The sequence below is a fragment of the Sinorhizobium prairiense genome (assembly GCF_029201645.2).
Taxonomy (GTDB): domain Bacteria; phylum Pseudomonadota; class Alphaproteobacteria; order Rhizobiales; family Rhizobiaceae; genus Sinorhizobium; species Sinorhizobium meliloti_A.
Genome location: NZ_CP104131.1, coordinates 1,210,876 through 1,227,334 on the forward strand (window position 1 = coordinate 1,210,876; position 16,459 = coordinate 1,227,334).

A 16,459-nucleotide genomic window follows, 5' to 3' on the forward strand; every position below is an offset into this window, starting at 1 on the left:
GCGAAAAATTGGTCAAGAAAATGCCTGCGACAATCTGGCATGGCAGCACGAATAAGGTTAAAGCTCTGTCCTCTTCAACGCGAACCGAAGGAGGCATGCATGACTGTTCTGATGTTGACGCGCCTCCCACGAGTAACACGGCCTTTCCTGGCCTGACCGGTTCCGCGCCTCTGCTTTTTTTCGATCGAGCGATGCGCGCTCCGGTTCATCCGGGGTCATGCTCCGCTCGCGGGCGTCATTTCCGGGTTGTATTTTTCAAGATAAAGAATGCGGGGCGACCCGCTTTCCTTCAAGCTATCTGAAGGGGCTAGACAATGTTCGGCTGGTTTGAATCCCGCCTCGATCCTTATCCGACGGAGGAGCCGAAGCTTCCGCCAAAGGGTCTCTTTGCCTTTTGCTGGCACTATACCAGGCCCGCGGCTCCGTGGCTCTTGATCATGTCGATCTGCACCATGCTGATCGCGATCGGCGAAGTGGCCTTGTTCCAGTTCCTGGGCAATGTGGTCGATTGGCTGTCCACCGCTGACCGCGAAACCTTTCTTGCGACCGAAGGCGGCAGGCTCGCCTGGATGGCAGCCCTCATTCTTATCGGTCTGCCGGGGCTGGTCGCCCTCGACTCCTTCGTGATGCATCAGGTGTTGCTCGGCAATTATCCGATGATCGCGCGGTGGCAGATGCATCGCTATCTGCTCAGGCAGAGCATGACGTTCTTCGCCAACGAGTTTGCCGGGCGCGTGGCGACGAAGGTCATGCAGACGTCGCTCGCGGTCCGCGAAACGGTGATGAAGATCCTCGACGTCTTCGTCTATGTGGTGAGTTATTTCGCGACGATGCTGATCGTCGTGGCGGCCGCGGATTGGCGCCTCGTGATGCCGCTCGGGCTGTGGCTCGTCATCTATATCGTGATCGTCACCTATTTCGTTCCGCGGCTGCAGAAGATCTCCAAGGAACAGGCCGACGCGCGCTCGATGATGACCGGACGCATCGTCGACAGCTACACCAATATCGGGACCGTCAAGCTTTTTCCCATGCCGGGCGGGAGGAGACATACGCCCGCGCGGGCATGGACGAATTCCTGAGCACCGTGTACCGGCAGATGCGGAAGGTCACGCTCTTCCACATATTCGTCTACGCAAACAACTGTATCGCCCTTTTTTCCGTCGGCGCTCTCGGAATCTATCTGTGGCTGACGAGCGGAATCTCGATCGGCGCGATCGCGGTCGCGATCGGTCTTGCCATGCGCGTCAACGGCATGTCGCAATGGATCATGTGGGAAGTGTCGGCGCTGTTCGAGAATATCGGCACTGTCTATGACGGCATGGGCATGATGACCAAGGCGCACGACATCGTCGACAAGCCGGCTGCCCTGACGCTCAAGGCGGACCAGGGTGCGATCAGCTTCGAAGACATCCGCTTCCATTACGGCAAGGCCAAGGGCGTCATAGACCGGCTTTCGCTCGATATCCGGCCCGGGGAGAAGATCGGGCTGGTCGGCCGCTCCGGCGCCGGCAAGACGACCTTGATGAACCTGCTTCTGCGCTTCTACGATCTGGAATCCGGCGCGATCCGGATCGACGGCGTGGACATCTCGACCGTCACCCAGGACAGCCTGCGTTCCCAGATCGGCGTCGTGACGCAGGACACGTCGCTGCTGCATCGCTCCATTCGCGACAACATCGCCTATGGGCATCCGCAGGCAAGCGACGACGACATCATCGCCGCCGCGAAGAAAGCGAATGCCTGGGACTTCATCCAGACGCTCGAAGACAATCTGGGCAGGCGAGGGCTCGACGCTCAGGTCGGCGAACGCGGGGTCAAGCTTTCGGGCGGTCAGCGGCAAAGGATTGCGATCGCCCGTGTTTTCCTGAAGGACGCACCGATCCTCATCCTCGACGAAGCGACGTCTGCGCTCGACTCGGAGGTGGAGGCGGCTATTCAGGAAAATCTCTTCGCACTGATGTCCGGCAAGACGGTGATCGCCATCGCGCATCGCCTATCCACGCTGACGGAGATGGATCGCCTGGTTATCCTCGAAGCCGGCCGGATCGTCGAGACCGGCTCTCACGGCGAACTCGTCGCCAGGCGCGGCATTTATGCCGATCTCTGGTCGCGCCAGTCCGGCGGCTTCATCGCCGACGAGGTCGAAAAGGAGGAGGCGGCGGAGTAATCCGCCGCCTCCGGGCCACTGCCGGCTCCGCGTTCAGCGGGCCGGCGTTACGCAATCGTAATGGGCGCGGAAGCGAAAACGGATTGCCCGGATTTCAGAACCGCCTATATCGGAACGATGCTGCGCGCCATCGTCAAGATTTTCGAAAACTGGATCGACCCCTTTGCGCCGCGCGAGCGGCTGCAGCCGCCGCGGTCGCTCTTGGGTTATGCCTGGTTTTACGCCAGCCAGGCGAAAGGTCCTTTCCTCGCCATGGCCGTGCTCGGCGGTCTGGTGGCGATGCTGGAAGCCGGCCTGTTCTATTTCGTCGGTCGGCTTGTCGATGTGCTCGATACGATCCGACCGGAGGACGGCTGGCATGGGTTGATCTCGACCAACGGACCGGAACTGCTCTTCATGCTGCTGACGGTCCTGGTGTTCCGCTTCCTTGCGGTGACGCTTGCCGCGCTGGTGGAGGAGCAGTCGATCATCACCGGCTTCCTGAACCTGGTGCGCTGGCAATCCTATGTCCATGTCGCGCGCCAGTCGCTCTCCTTCTTTCAGAACGACTTTTCCGGGCGTATCGTCACCAAGGTCTGGAGCGGCGCACAGGCGACGAGCGACCTGATCGTTTCGCTGTTGCAGGTGGTTTGGTTCATCGTCATCTACACGGCCTCGACCATGGCGCTGATCGCCCAGTTGGACTGGCGGTTGGCGGCGATGGTCGCCTTCTGGATCGTGATCTTCCTGGTGCTCGCGCGCTATTTCGTCCCGCGCGTGCGCAAGCATGCCCGCGACACGGCGGAGATGGCGTCGATGCTGAACGGCCGCATGGTCGATGCCTATGCGAACATTCAGACGCTGAAGCTGTTCGGCAGTGACGAGGAGAACGACCGTTATATTCGGGGTGGGTTCCACCGCTTCCAGGGAGCAGTCATCCCTTTCACGCGCCTGCTGACGGGGGTCAGGGCATCGCTCGCGCTTTTGTCCGGCATGATGATCGCGGCGATCGCGGTCTACGCCGTTCACTTGTGGTTGGCGGGCGCGGTCAGTTCCGGCGCCGTCGCGTTCACCCTGGCGCTGGTCCTGCGCCTCAACATGCTGCTCGGGCGGATGATGTCGCAATTCAATGCGATCATGCGCAATATCGGCACGATTCAGAATTCGGCGGAGCTGGTATCGCAGCCGATCGGGCTGACCGACCGGCCGGGCGCACCGGAACTGCGGGTCAGCCGTCCGGAAATCCGCTTCGAACATGTGACGTTTCACTACGGCAGGGGCGGAGGGGTCATCGACGACTTTTCGCTCACCATCCGACCGGGGAGAAAGTCGGCATCGTCGGCCGTTCGGGTGCCGGCAAGTCGACCCTCGTCAATCTGCTGTTGCGATTCTACGATCTCGAAGGAGGGCGGATCCTCATCGACGGACAGGACGTCGCTGCCGTCCGGCAGGAATCGCTGCGCAGCCAGATCGGCATGGTCAGCCAGGACACGTCTCTTTTGCACCGGTCGATCCGCGACAATATCCTCTTCGGGCGACCGGGGGCGGGCGAGGAGCAATTGGTCGAGGCGGCGCGCAGGGCGGAAGCCCATGACTTCATCGTCGGTCTGCAGGATCAGCGCGGCCGCAGAGGGTTCGATGCACATGTGGGTGAGCGCGGCGTCAAACTTTCCGGCGGCCAGCGCCAACGTATCGCAATTGCCCGGGTCATGCTCAAGGATGCGCCGATTCTCGTGCTGGACGAGGCGACTTCGGCGCTCGATTCGGAAGTGGAAGCGGCGATTCAGTCCAATCTGGAACGGCTGATGCAGGGCAAGACGGTGCTGGCCATCGCGCATCGGTTATCGACGATCGCCGCGCTCGACCGTCTCGTCGTCATGGACAGAGGCCGTATCGTCGAGGACGGCACCCATGCCGAACTGATCGCCAATGGCGGTCTCTACGCCGATCTCTGGTCGCGCCAGTCGGGCGGTTTCATCGCGCGCGAAGAGGCCGCGGAATAGGGCGCTCCGCGGCGCGGCTATAACGCGTCAAGTCCTTGTGCCAATTGGTCGCGCCTTTCCCCGCGACAATCTGCCCGCGGCCCCTTGTCAAGGCTGGACATAATCTGCGATCAGGCATAGAACGCGCCGGATTGATGGGGAATCTGCGTGCAGAATTTTTCCCGGATTCTGACATCCGATCCGTGGCTTGCCTCAAGGGGCCGGATGGGGTGCCAGCGTTTGACGGGGCGTGGTTCCAGGCTCGGGACGGGGCAGGAAGCGCGCCGGGGGCGGATGCGGTTTCCGCAACATTTGCGTGAGAGGATGTTTTAGCCGTGAGCGAACACGAGACTTCAAGCGAGACCATGGGCGAGCCCACTCGCCGCGATTTCCTATACCTGGCTACCGGTATGGCCGGCGTTGTCGGGGCCGGTGCGGCGGCATGGCCGTTCATCGATCAAATGCGTCCGGACGCATCCACGCTGGCGCTTGCTTCGATCGAAGTCGACGTTTCGAGCTTGCAGCCGGGCATGTCGCTGACGGCGAAGTGGCGCGGCAGGCCGGTCTTCATCCGCAACCGCACCGATAAGGAAGTGGAAGAGGCCAAGGCCGTAGCACTCGAAGAATTGAAGGATCCGGTGGCGCGCAACGCCAACCTTCCGTCCGATGCCGAGGCAAACGATCTCGATCGTTCCGCCGGCGAGGGCAAGGAAAACTGGATCATCATGGTGGGGGTCTGCACCCACCTCGGTTGCGTTCCGCTCGGTCAGGCGGGCGATTTCGGCGGCTGGTTCTGTCCCTGCCACGGCTCGCACTACGACACGGCCGGCCGTATCCGCAAAGGCCCGGCACCGGAAAACCTCGCCGTGCCGACCTTCTCGTTCGTTTCCGACACAGTCATCAAGATCGGTTGAGGGGACTACTGATAATGAGTGCTGATCATTCAACCTACACGCCAACGACAGGCATCGAGAAGTGGGTTGACTCCCGTCTTCCGCTGCCCCGGCTCGTTCACGACTCGTTCGTCTCCTATCCGGTTCCGCGCAACCTGAACTACGCTTACACCTTTGGTGCTATGCTTTCGGTGATGCTGATCGTGCAGATCCTCACCGGCGTCGTCCTGGCCATGCACTATGCCGCAGAAACGAACGTCGCCTTCAATTCGGTCGAGAAGATCATGCGCGACGTCAATCACGGTTGGCTGCTGCGTTACCTGCACGCCAACGGTGCGTCGTTCTTCTTCATCGCGGTCTACCTGCATATCGCCCGCGGCCTCTATTACGGCTCCTACAAGGCGCCGCGAGAGATCCTCTGGATCCTCGGCGTGGTCATCTATCTCCTGATGATGGCGACCGGCTTCATGGGCTACGTGCTGCCCTGGGGGCAGATGTCCTTCTGGGGGCAACCGTCATCACCGGCTTCTTCTCGGCCTTCCCGCTGGTGGGCGAGTGGATCCAGCAGTTCCTGCTCGGCGGCTTCGCCGTCGACCAGCCGACGCTCAACCGCTTTTTCTCGCTGCATTACCTTCTGCCGTTCATGATCGCAGGCGTCGTCGTCCTGCACATCTGGGCGCTGCATGTCACCGGCCAGACCAACCCGACCGGGGTGGAGGTCAAGTCCAAGTCCGACACCGTGCCCTTCACGCCCTATGCGACGCTGAAGGATGCGCTCGGTGTATCGGTTTTCCTGATCGTCTATGCCTGGTTCGTCTTCTACATGCCGAACTTCCTCGGACACCCGGACAACTATATTCCGGCGGACGCGCTGAAGACTCCTGCTCATATCGTTCCGGAATGGTACTACCTGCCGTTCTACGCGATGCTGCGCGCCATCACCTTCAACGTCGGCCCGATCGACTCCAAGCTTGGCGGCGTTCTGGTGATGTTCGGCTCGATCCTCATCCTGTTCTTCCTGCCCTGGCTCGACACGTCGAAGGTCCGCTCGGCTGTCTACCGCCCCTGGTACAAGCTGTGCTTCTGGATCTTCGTTGCTAACTGCATCATGCTCGGCTGGCTGGGTTCGCGCCCGGCGGAAGGCCTCTATGTCGTGATGTCGCAGCTCGGCACGTTGTATTACTTCGCCTTCTTCCTCGTCATCATGCCGATCCTCGGTCTGATCGAGACGCCGAAGCGCATTCCTAACTCCATCACCGAAGCGGTGCTGGAAAAACAGAATGCCAAGGCGCAGTTGAAGCCCGCACGCGCCTGACCGGAACAGCGATCGATAAGGAATCCACAACAATGAAAAAGCTTGTTACAGGCATTCTGTCACTTGCTGTCGTCGCCGGTCTCGGGTTTGGAGCGGCTGTCGCGCAGGACGAAGCGGGCGGCGAGGAGCACGCCGGGGGCACGCCCCACTACCCGATCCACAAGCCGGAACAGCAGGACTGGACTTTTGCCGGGCTGTTCGGCCACTACGACAAGGGGCAGCTGCAGCGTGGCCTGAAGGTCTACACCGAGGTCTGTTCGGCCTGCCACTCGATGCAGCTCGTGTCCTTCCGGACGCTCGAGGACCTCGGTTACTCCGAAGCGCAGGTGAAGGCCTTCGCTGCGAATTACGAAGTCGAGGACGGTCCGAACGCGGATGGCGAGATGTTCACGCGCAAGGCCGTTCCGTCCGATCACTTCCCGTCACCCTTCCCGAACAAGGAAGCAGCGGCTGCTTCGAACAATGGCGCGGCACCGCCGGACTTTTCGCTGATCGCGAAGGCACGCGGCATCGAACGCGGTTTCCCGCAATTCGTCTTCGACATGTTCTGGCCCTACCAGGAAGGCGGTCCGGATTACATCCATGCGCTTCTGACCGGCTATCAGGATCCGCCGGCGGGCGTGGAAGTGGCCGAAGGCACGCATTACAACCCGTATTTCGCCAGCGCCGCGGCACTGGCGATGGCACCGCCGATCTCCGACGACCAGGTCACCTATGACGACGGCGCCCCCCAGACCGTGGACCAATATGCCAAGGACGTCTCGGCGTTCCTGATGTGGGCCGCCGAGCCGCATCTGGAAGATCGCAAGCGCACCGGCTTCATGGTCATGGTGTTCCTGCTCATCTTCACGGGCCTAATCTACCTGACGAAGAAGTCGGTCTACGCGAACAAGGAACATTGATCCGGTTTGCTTGCTGGCCAGCAGGCCTGACCGACAGGAAGCCTCGGTGTTTTTTACCGGGGCTTTTTTGTGGCATGCGGGCAGAACGCAGAATTCGAAGCGAAGGCCTGCCGCAGCTATTCTCCCCATAAGGGGGAGACGACACGCGGCTTGACCTTCACCGATCCCAAACAATGCCGTTGGCAGACCGCGTCGCTTGAAGCGAGTGCCAGCCGGTTTCTCTCCGTGGCAACGGCTCCCCCGGAGGACTCTTCCCGCGCCGCAGACGCGGCGCTGCTGGATCCCTGTGACGAGCACAGGGATGAGGGCGGAGAGGGTGCGGCCCCTCGGCGCGTCCTATACCGTGAAGATCGTGAGGCGGCGCGGAAGGTCCCGGGTCACGCCCGTATACAGCGTCTCGATGCGAGAATGTAGACGTAACCTTTCATTGCGTCATAGGCTGACCATTCCCTCGCATATTCGCAAGCAATAGTTGTAGTAGCCGCACATCTCGGTCCCTCATTCCTGTGCTTGTCACAGGAATCCAGCCAGACCAAGTCCTTGGGCTGAAAGAACGCTTCCCGCGCCGCAGACGCGGCGCTGCTGGATCCCTGTGACAAGCACAGGGATGAGGGTCGAGAGGGTGCGACCCCTCGGCGCGTTTCATAAACCGTGAAGATAGCGAGGCGGCGCGGAAAGGTCGCGGGCCAGGCCCGTTTACAGCGTCCCGCTCCGCTTCGATGTAGTAGCGGGACATCCCGGTCCCTCATTCCTGTGCTTGTCACAGGGAACCAGCCAGACCAAGTCCTCGGGCTGAAAGAACGCTTCCCGCGCCGCAGACGCGGCGCTGCTGGATCCCTGTGACGAGCACAGGGACGAGGGCGGAGAGGGTGCGATCGCTCGGCGCGTTTCATAAACCGTGAAGATAGCGAGGCGGCGCGGAAAGGTCGCGGGCCAGGCCCGTTTACAGCGTCCCGCTTCGCTTCGATGTAGTAGCGGGACATCCCCGGTCCCTCATTCCTGTGCTTGTCACAGGAATCCAGCCAGACCAAGTCCTTGGGCTGGAAAGGCTCTTCCGCGCCGCAGGCGCGGCGCTGCTCTCATCTCCGTGACGAGCACAGAGAGAGATGAGGAAGAGGAGAGATGAATAGAAACGGCCCCGTCTTGCGACGAGGCCGTTCCCGAGAGACCGATTGCTGTCCGTGTCAGCTGAAGCGCCCTGCCGCGTGGGCAAGCATGGTGTAGACCTTGCCCGTATCGGACGTCAGGTAGGTCTGGGTGATGCGCTTGTCGGGATCGTTGCGCGCCACATCGGCGAGCAGCTTTTCGAAGTCGGCGATATAGCGGTCGACGGCGGTGCGGAACTCCGGTTCGCGATCGTATTTGCGCTTGATTTCGTCAAAGGTCTGCTGCCCCTTCAGCGTGTACAGGCGGCGGGTGAAGACGTCCCGTTCGCCGCGCTGATAGCGCCGCCAAAGCTCGACGGAGGCGTCGTGGTCGATCGCACGCGCAATGTCCACCGAGAGCGAATTCAGCGACTCGACGACATGGCGAGGGTTGCGGCTGTCGCCGGCTTTTGCCACCGGTTGGCTTTCCGGCGACCGCGGCCGCGCTGCTGCAGGCTCTTCCTCGCGGGAAGCCGCGCGCAGGAGATCGCGCATCCAGCCGCCGCCCTCTTCGGCGCGTTCCTCCGTTGCCGGCGGCCGGGCAGGCTGCAGCGGGCGGGTGGCCTGCTCTATGCCCAGGCTTCCGCGCAGAGCGGCATTCGGAGCCGGCTGCGGTGCGGCAGGATGCGGCACGGCGGCTTGCGGCAGCGATGACTGCGGTGCGACGGCTTGTGGCGCGACGACGCGGGCTGCCGGGGCAGCGGGGGCTTCCTGCTGGCGAACCGGCTGGGCGACTTCGAGCTGCGAGGAAGACTTGCCGATGATCTCGGACAATTCCTGCAACGCCTTGATCTGTTCGCCGACGGCGCGCCGCATCAGCGCGGCATTTTCCTTGGCCTCTTCCGGAAGGTCGAAAGCGCCGCGCTTCAATTCTTCGCGCGTCATGTCGAGTTCCTTGCGGATTTCGCCGGCGGAACGACGGATGTCGTCGGTTGCGCCGTTGAAACGGCCGATCGCATCCTCGATCGCCTGGCGGACGGCTTCGCGCAACTGTGCTGCGACGCCATCGGACTTCTTGCCGCTCTCGGCCAGCATACGCTCGACGTCGGAGACCGACGCACCGATACTGCCGCGCAGCCGCGAGGCCGCGTCCTTGGCACGCTCTTCCACGGTGGCGAACGCGCCTTCGAGCGCCTGGCGGGCTTCCTCGCCGGTCTTTGCCATGACCTGCCGCAGGGCCTCGGAGGCGCTGAGTGCACGTCCTTCGACCTGCGAAAGCGTCTTGTTTGCGTCGGCAAAGGACGTCTCGACGCCGGAGCGCAGTCTGTCGGCGATCTGGCGTGAACGTTCCTCGGCCTGCGAGAAGACCCCTTCGACCGAAGCGGCGGCTTCATCGCTCGCCTTCACAAGCGTATCGCGCAGGGCCTCTGCAGCCTCGATTGCCCGCTGTTCGGTGTTCGACAGCAGTCGGCCCACATCGGCGAAGGAGGTTTGGATCCCGCTGCGCAGATTGCCGGCAACCTGACCGGAGCGTTCCTCGGCGCGCTGGAAGGCGCCGTCGACGAAGCCCTCGAGAGCGCGCATGGTCCGCTCGATCTCCTCCGAACGCTGGACGAGGCCGACCGAGAGTGTCCGAAGCGCGTCCTGGCGCTCTTCGAGCGTGCTCACCAGGTTCGACTGGGCGGCCGCCAGGAGGTCGGAAGCCTGTCCGAGTACCTTCGAATGGTCTTCGAAGCGGCCGACGATGCCGCCGATCTGCGACAATGTCGAGGAGGAAATGTCCGACAGCTTGTCGACTTTGCCTTCGATCAGGCGGGTCGAGGTGGAGAGCATGTCGGAGGCTTGCCGCGCCGTTTCCGAGACCTTTGCGGCGGTCGCCTCGAGCCGCTGGTCCATATCTCCGAGGTTGCCGCTCGCCTGGTCGATGACCGTGGCGATCGCCGAATTGCTCGACGCAAGCTGATCGATCAGGCCCATGGCCGTCGACTGCAGCCGGTTCTCGACCATTTTCATCGCCTTGGCGGTCTCTTCCGCACGCAACGAGATGGCGTCGAGCGTCTCGCCGGTCCGTTCGGTAATGGCGTTGATGAGCGCGGCGTTTTCGGCACGCAGGCGGTCGGCGCTTTCCTGGGTGAGGGAAGCGATGCGTTCGGCGGCCTCCTTGCCGGTGGCGGCGTATTGTTCGATGACAGGGCGAGCCTGCTCGTCGAGAAGACGCGACAGTTCCATCGAGCGCCCGGCAAGCATCGAGTTGAGTTCGCGGGTGCTTTCGTCGAGCGTGCTGCGGATGGACTGGCCGCGCGCATCGAGCGCTTTCTCCGCCTCGGTCAGGCTCTGCTGAATGCTCTTGGCATGGGTCGCGATCTGGCTGTTGGTCGAGGCCAATCGGGCGGTCGCCGTGTCCGCGGCTTCCGCGACCGAGCGGGCGAGATCGGCGTGGCGTGCGGCCGTGGCCGATGCGGTTTGCTCGATCGACGATGCAAATTCGGCGTTGCTCGCGGCGAGCGCACCCGCGAAGTCGGCGCCGGCCTTGGACAGGAGCCCGGCCGACCGGGCGGCTTCCGCGTCGATCTCCTGGGTGGCGTCGCTGACGGCACCACGCAGGCTGGTTACGAGCGCCGCAGCTTTCCCTTCGATCGTGCGGTTTACGTTGTCGAGGCCGATATTGAGGGCCCGATCCATCGTGCCGAGCCGCTCCTCGATCCGGCCCGTGCCGGCTTCGATGGCAGTCGATATGCGCGTTGCCGCAGCTTCGCTGATCCGGTCGATTTCGCCTGCGCGCTCACCGAGGCTGTCGGCGATCCGCTGGCCGGCATTGTCGACGATCGCATTGACGCTGCCGACGCTGTCGCGGATGCGCTCCTCGAGGGAGCCGAGGCTCGTTTCGATGCGCGCGCCGGTATCACCGAGAATGGCGTCTACATCGCCCACGCTGCCGCGGATGCGCTCTTCGAGGGAGCCGAGGCTCGTTTCGATGCGTGCGCCGGTTTCGCCGAGAATGGCGTCGACGTCGCCGACGCTGCCGCGGATGCGCTCTTCGAGCGAACCGAGGCTTGTCTCGATGCGCGAGCCGGTTTCGTCGAGGCGGCTATTGACGCCGCTGATCGAAATGTCGACGCGGTTGGTGAGCGTGTCGGCCGCCAGACTGATCTGATCGGCTGTTTCGGCCAGACGTTCCGCAATCTCGCCCGTCGTCGAGCGCATGCGGGAGTCGAGCGCCTCGGCGCTGCGATCGATCGCTCCGGCGATCGATGCCTGGCGCTCTTCCAGCGACATTTCGAGCATGCTGGCGCTGGTCGCCAGTGTGGTGGCCATCGCCATCGACTGGTCGGACAGCAACTCTTCGAGCCGCTCGCGTCCCTGGCCAACCGAGAGGTTGATGGTGTTGATCCGCTCGTCGAGGGTCGTGCGCAATTGCTCATGGGTGGTCGCCAGCGTATCGCGCAGTTGCGCGGCCTTGCCGGAGAGCGTCCGATCGATCTCGGTGGCCTTGTCGGCAAGCGATGCGGTTGCTTCCGACGTGCGGGCGGCGAGCGCCTCGGTGCTGCGCGCGATCGCACCGGCGATCGATGCCTGGCGCTCTTCCAGCGACATTTCGAGCATGCTGGCGCTGGTCGCCAGGGTCGTTGCCATCGCCATGGACTGATCCGAGAGCAGTTCTTCCAGCTGCTCGCGGCCTTGGCCGACGGCAAGGTTGATCGCCGTGATCCGGTCGTCGAGCGTCGAACGGATCTCGTCGTGCGTCGTCGTCAGCGTATCGCGCAGGTGCGAGGCCCTGCCGGTGAGCGTCTGTTCGATCTCGGCCGCTTTTCCTGCAAGCGAAGCGGTTGCTTCCGACGTGCGGGCGGTAAGCGCTTCCGCAATTTCGGCGCTTGTACCGGCCAGCGTCTCGGAAATCTTTCCGACTCGGCTGCTCAGGTCCTCGGCAATGCGGGCGCTGGTATCGGTGAGCGTATCGGCGATCAGGCTGACGCGGCCGCCCAGGTTTTCGGCGACTTCGGAGACGCTCTGCGAAAGCTTGTTTTCGATCTCGCCGACGCGGTCGGTCATGGTCTCGGCGACCGCCATGGCGCGGAAAGTCAGGCTGTCGGCGACGTCCTCGGCATGACGGCTTAGCGAGTCAGCCATTTCGCTGGCGCGGGCCGACATGGTGGAATTGATTTGCGTCGCGCGCTCGGCGAGCACGCCGTCGAGCGCCGCTGTCTGGTTGGACAGTGCGTCGGTGATCGACTGCCCACGCTCGGAAAGGACACGCTCAAGCCGGTCTGCTGTGCCGCCGACGGCACTTTCGATGACGCTTGTTCCTGAGGCGAGGGCGCTCGACAGCGCGGCGGTCCGTTCCGAAAGCGTGTTGTCGAGCCGATGCTGGCTTGCGGCGATCGCGCTCGTGATCTCGTCGGTGGAGCCGGTAAGAGTCTGCTCGATGCGGGCATGAGCAGACTGCAAGCCCTCGATGAAGGCCGATGTACGGGAGTCTAGTCCGTCCGTCAGGCTTCGCTCGCTCGCCGTCAGCGCGTTGGCAAGCGCATCGGCACGCTGGCCGAAGCCGTTTTCGATGCGCTCCTGCGCTTCGGTCAGCGCGCCCATCAGCGAGCCGGTCTTGTCCGAAAGCACGCTCTCGATGCGGTTGTGCGCGTTGCCGATCAGGCTGCTGAGCTCGGAGGTGCGGCTGCCGATAGTCTCCTCGATGAAGTCCTGCGTCGCGCCGAGCGCCGTTGCCAGGGTGAGCGACTGGTCGGACAGCGCCGAATTGATCTTGTCCACGCTGCTGTCAAGGGCGCCGCCGATCGCCTCCGAGCCGCCGGAAACGGTCTCGTTGATCCGGTGGAGGCTTTCCATGAGCTTGGTGTCGAGCTGGCTGGCCCGCTTGTCGAAGGCGCTTGCAAATTCGTGGAAGCGTTCGTCGAAGGCGCTTGCCAGTTGGCCGACCGTCGTCTGCAGCTTTTCCTCGAAAAAGCCGCCGCGCAGATCGAGATCCATGATGGCGTCGTCGGCGCTCGACTTGAGGCTCTGGCGGAAGCTCGCTCCCTTTTCGTCAAGGGCCGAGTTGAGCGAGGAAAGCACGTCGTCGAGACCGCCGGAAATCGCCTGCTGGCCTATCCTGAGGCTCTCATTGAGGTCACGTGTGCGGGCGATCAGCGTCTCGTTGAGCTGACGGGCGCGTTCGTTCAGGGCGGCGTTGAGCTTCTCGGTATTGGCGTCGAGCGTCGAGGCACGGGTTTCGAATTGGCTGAGCAACTGCTCGCCACGCTGCGTCAGGTTATCGCTGAGCGCATCGAGACGCGCGTCGAACTCATTGCTGAGCGCCACTCCGGCGGTCGTAACGCCGGAAAGCAATGCGTCGGTCCGGGTGGTCAGCATGGTGCTCAGATTTTCGAGCGCATGGTCCGATTTGTCGGTAAGTGCCGCGGCCCGGGTATCGATGAGCGAAGCGAAGGCCTCCCCGGAAACGGCGATGCGCGACGCAATGTCCTCGCTTGCAGTTTCGAGATCGTCCTTCAGCTTGGTATGCGCGCCGGCGATAGCCGTGCGGATCCGATCCGAATGGCCGATGATCGCCTCGCGTTCGAGACCGAGCTCCTGGACGAGCGTGCGGACACGCAGTTCGTTTTCGCTGTAGCTGCGCTCGAGTGCGCTGACTTCCGAATGCACGAGCGCTTCGAGCTCGGTTGCCCGGGCGATGGTGCGCTCGATGCCCTCGTTCATCGCCGAGACTTCGCGGCGCACGGCCTGACCGACCGTCATGACGCGGTCGGCGGCATTGGTTTCCGGCTCGGCGAGGCGCATCGCGACCTCTGCCATCGAACGCGCGGCGCTGCGCAGTTCCTGAGCACGCGCGATCATGATCGCGAAGGAGAAGAAGAGCATGACGGGCAGGGCGATGCCGAGCAGGATGCCGATCGCTCCAGGCATTGCCGCGAGATCGCCGAGAGAGCGGATCTGCCAGATCCCGGGCGCATAAAGAAGGTGGGCGACGCCGAGTCCGGCCACTGTCCAGACCAGCGAGACGATCGCAGCGACGCGGATTGCCGCGCGGCTCGAGCGGACCTCCAGCGAGCGCAGCATGGCGGCCGGGGATTTGCGCGTGTCATCGTTGGCCGGCGCCAGGGGGGCTGCTTCGGAGCCATTTCGCTCGCAAAACTGCGCGGTGCTTCGGCGCCGCGCGCGGGCTTCGCAGCTTCCTGTTGCGTTCGTGCGGCGCGGGCCTCACCGGAACCGGCGGCCTGGCGGGCGCTCTCGGACACACTTTCCGGCACCGGCTCGTCCAGGGAAGTCTCGTCGTTCAAGGCCGACTTCAGGTCGTCAAAGTCGATCTTCAGGGCAGCTTCCAGCGCCTGGAACGCCTTTTCGTCGATCGACTCGTTGGTCTTCTTCGTCGCCATACGGATACGCCTCACTACTATTGCCCGATGATGGCCGTCTTCCTGTGCCGCCAGGTGCCCAGCGGAACATCCGAACCAGGGCGGTGACCGCAAGGTCCAAGCTTCGCAACGAAGCCACAGATTGACTGATCACCCATTACATCGCCTCGATGGATAGCCGCAGCCTATGCCCTGCGACACCTTGGGACGCAGCTTATCCACCGGAACAGTTGCCATTTTCATATACGGACCCGTTCCTAATCGTATCGTAGTGACACATTAGCCGGGCTCTTACAATTATGAGCGTTCCCCATTCATTAAAATCCTAATGATTTCTTAACGGAAGCGAGCGCTCGGGACCCGAAAAGCCAAGGGAATCAGCCGGTTTAATGGTCGTTAACCATTTCCTCAATTTTTCTGCCTCCATTGCGCCGCGTTTTAGGTCAATGGCAGTGCCGCGCACCGATATTCCTGTTTGAAAACGGTGCGATTGTTTACGCGAAATCGATTGTAGGAAGCGAGCCCATGGCGACACTCAAAATAGCCTTCGAGGCACCGGACATCCCCGCAAGTTCCACTCCCTCCAGCAGGAATCCCATCGACCTTGCGCATCTCTACAGACAGACCATGGGGGACACGGCGCTCGAGATCGAGGTTCTGAAGCTCTTTGCGCGTCAGGCACGTCAGGCGATGGCCGAGATGGCGGAACGTGACGCAGAGGCCTGCAGCCAGGAGGCCCACCGTCTGAAGGGGGCGGCTCTCGCGGTCGGTGCGGTCGCGGTCGCCGAGGCTGCAGCCGCCATCGAGACATGTCCCGCCGATGCTGCTCTGCGGAGCGCTCTCGGCGCTGCCGTTCTCGAGGCTGAGCTCTTCGTTTTGAAACTCTGCCGTTGACCTGAAGCGCGCGCACCTATCGGGCGCAAGAGCGGGTGAGGAAAGCGGGCGCGGTTTTCCGCTCGCATCCCGCTCTAACTTTTGGGGCCGGTCACGCTCATGTCGGTCGACCCCGACCTAGAAACATGAACGTGATCTGGCTGCAGCTTGTCGTTATTGTGCATGTCGTTGTCCCAAAACCGCTGCGCACTTTTGGGCGGGATGGCTTAAAACCTATCATTAAACGCGATCTGCCCGACCGCCGCGGCAATTTGAGGCTGTGCGGACCGGCCGCATTGTGTTGACTGGCCGGTTGATTTGTTGGAAGAACGTGCCCTGAATTCAAAGCCGGGGCACCGCCTAGTCCTGACAAGCCCTGTGCCAGCCGGCCGGCCCCTCAATTCGTTCCGGAAAGAAAAATGACAAAACTTACGATCGTAGCCTTTGACGGCGCGCGCCACGAACTCGATGTCGAGAACGGCTCCACGGTCATGGAGAATGCGGTTCGCAATTCGGTCCCCGGGATCGAGGCGGAGTGCGGCGGGGCCTGTGCCTGCGCCACCTGTCATGTCTATGTCGACGAGGCCTGGGCGGCGCAGGTCGGCACGCCGGAAGCGATGGAAGAGGATATGCTGGACTTCGCCTACGACGTGCGTCCGACCTCGCGTCTCTCCTGTCAGATCAAGATGAGCGAAGCTCTGGACGGGCTTGTCGTTCATGTCCCCGAGCGCCAGGCCTGATCGGCTCGAACGGGCCGTCGTTGCAAAAAAAGCCTCGCCGGTCAATCGACAAGCGAGGCTAGGAGGGCGCATCGCATGCAGATGAGGGAGGGAACATCTGCCGCACCAGGACACGCCAGGAGAACCTGTGCTGCCTCATCGTCCGGATAATGCTGCAATAG

The 16,459-nt window shown here is 62.7% G+C and carries 4 protein-coding genes and 4 pseudogenes; 7 read left to right on the plus strand and 1 reads right to left on the minus strand.

All coding sequences use genetic code 11. The features are described 5' to 3' along the window. The first annotated feature begins 314 nt into the window (after positions 1-314). From N0Q91_RS08425 to N0Q91_RS08445, 5 genes and pseudogenes are all read left to right on the plus strand, one after another. A pseudogene (locus tag N0Q91_RS08425) lies at positions 315-2,167 on the plus strand (ABC transporter ATP-binding protein). A 60-nt stretch (positions 2,168-2,227) separates the two neighbouring features. After that, positions 2,228-4,149 (plus strand): annotated as a pseudogene (locus N0Q91_RS08430) (ABC transporter ATP-binding protein). 314 nt (positions 4,150-4,463) lie between these two features. Further along, positions 4,464-5,042 carry a ubiquinol-cytochrome c reductase iron-sulfur subunit gene (petA, locus tag N0Q91_RS08435; protein WP_275597835.1) on the plus strand — a complete coding sequence of 193 codons (579 nt, stop codon included), beginning with the start codon at positions 4,464-4,466 and terminating at the stop codon, positions 5,040-5,042. Positions 5,043-5,056: 14 nt separating this feature from the next. Further along, positions 5,057-6,336 (plus strand): annotated as a pseudogene (locus N0Q91_RS08440) (cytochrome b). 32 nt (positions 6,337-6,368) lie between these two features. Next, complete coding sequence (locus N0Q91_RS08445) at positions 6,369-7,238, plus strand: cytochrome c1 (protein WP_275597836.1); 870 nt, start codon at positions 6,369-6,371, stop codon at positions 7,236-7,238. A 1,184-nt stretch (positions 7,239-8,422) separates the two neighbouring features. Here the strand turns inward: N0Q91_RS08445 and N0Q91_RS08450 are convergent. Further along, a pseudogene (locus N0Q91_RS08450) lies at positions 8,423-14,706 on the minus strand (apolipoprotein A-IV repeat region-like domain-containing protein). A 504-nt stretch (positions 14,707-15,210) separates the two neighbouring features. On the opposite strand from N0Q91_RS08450, the gene N0Q91_RS08455 reads away from it, so the two are divergent. Together N0Q91_RS08455 and N0Q91_RS08460 are read left to right on the plus strand one after the other, a co-directional pair. Next, positions 15,211-15,579, plus strand: a complete 369-nt coding sequence (locus N0Q91_RS08455; RefSeq protein WP_275597837.1) for an Hpt domain-containing protein — start codon at positions 15,211-15,213, stop codon at positions 15,577-15,579. Between the two features lie 398 nt (positions 15,580-15,977). Then, entirely contained in the window at positions 15,978-16,298 is a 321-nt protein-coding gene (locus N0Q91_RS08460) for a 2Fe-2S iron-sulfur cluster-binding protein (protein WP_029957011.1), read from the plus strand. The last annotated feature ends 161 nt before the right edge of the window (positions 16,299-16,459 follow it).

Excerpts from the sequence above, each read along its gene's own strand:
- N0Q91_RS08445 (WP_275597836.1), top strand. The coding sequence starts at position 6,369 with ATGAAAAAGCTTGTTACAGGCATTCTGTCACTTGCTGTCGTCGCCGGT.
- N0Q91_RS08455 (WP_275597837.1), top strand. The coding sequence starts at position 15,211 with ATGGCGACACTCAAAATAGCCTTCGAGGCACCGGACATCCCCGCAAGT.
- N0Q91_RS08460 (WP_029957011.1), top strand. The coding sequence starts at position 15,978 with ATGACAAAACTTACGATCGTAGCCTTTGACGGCGCGCGCCACGAACTC.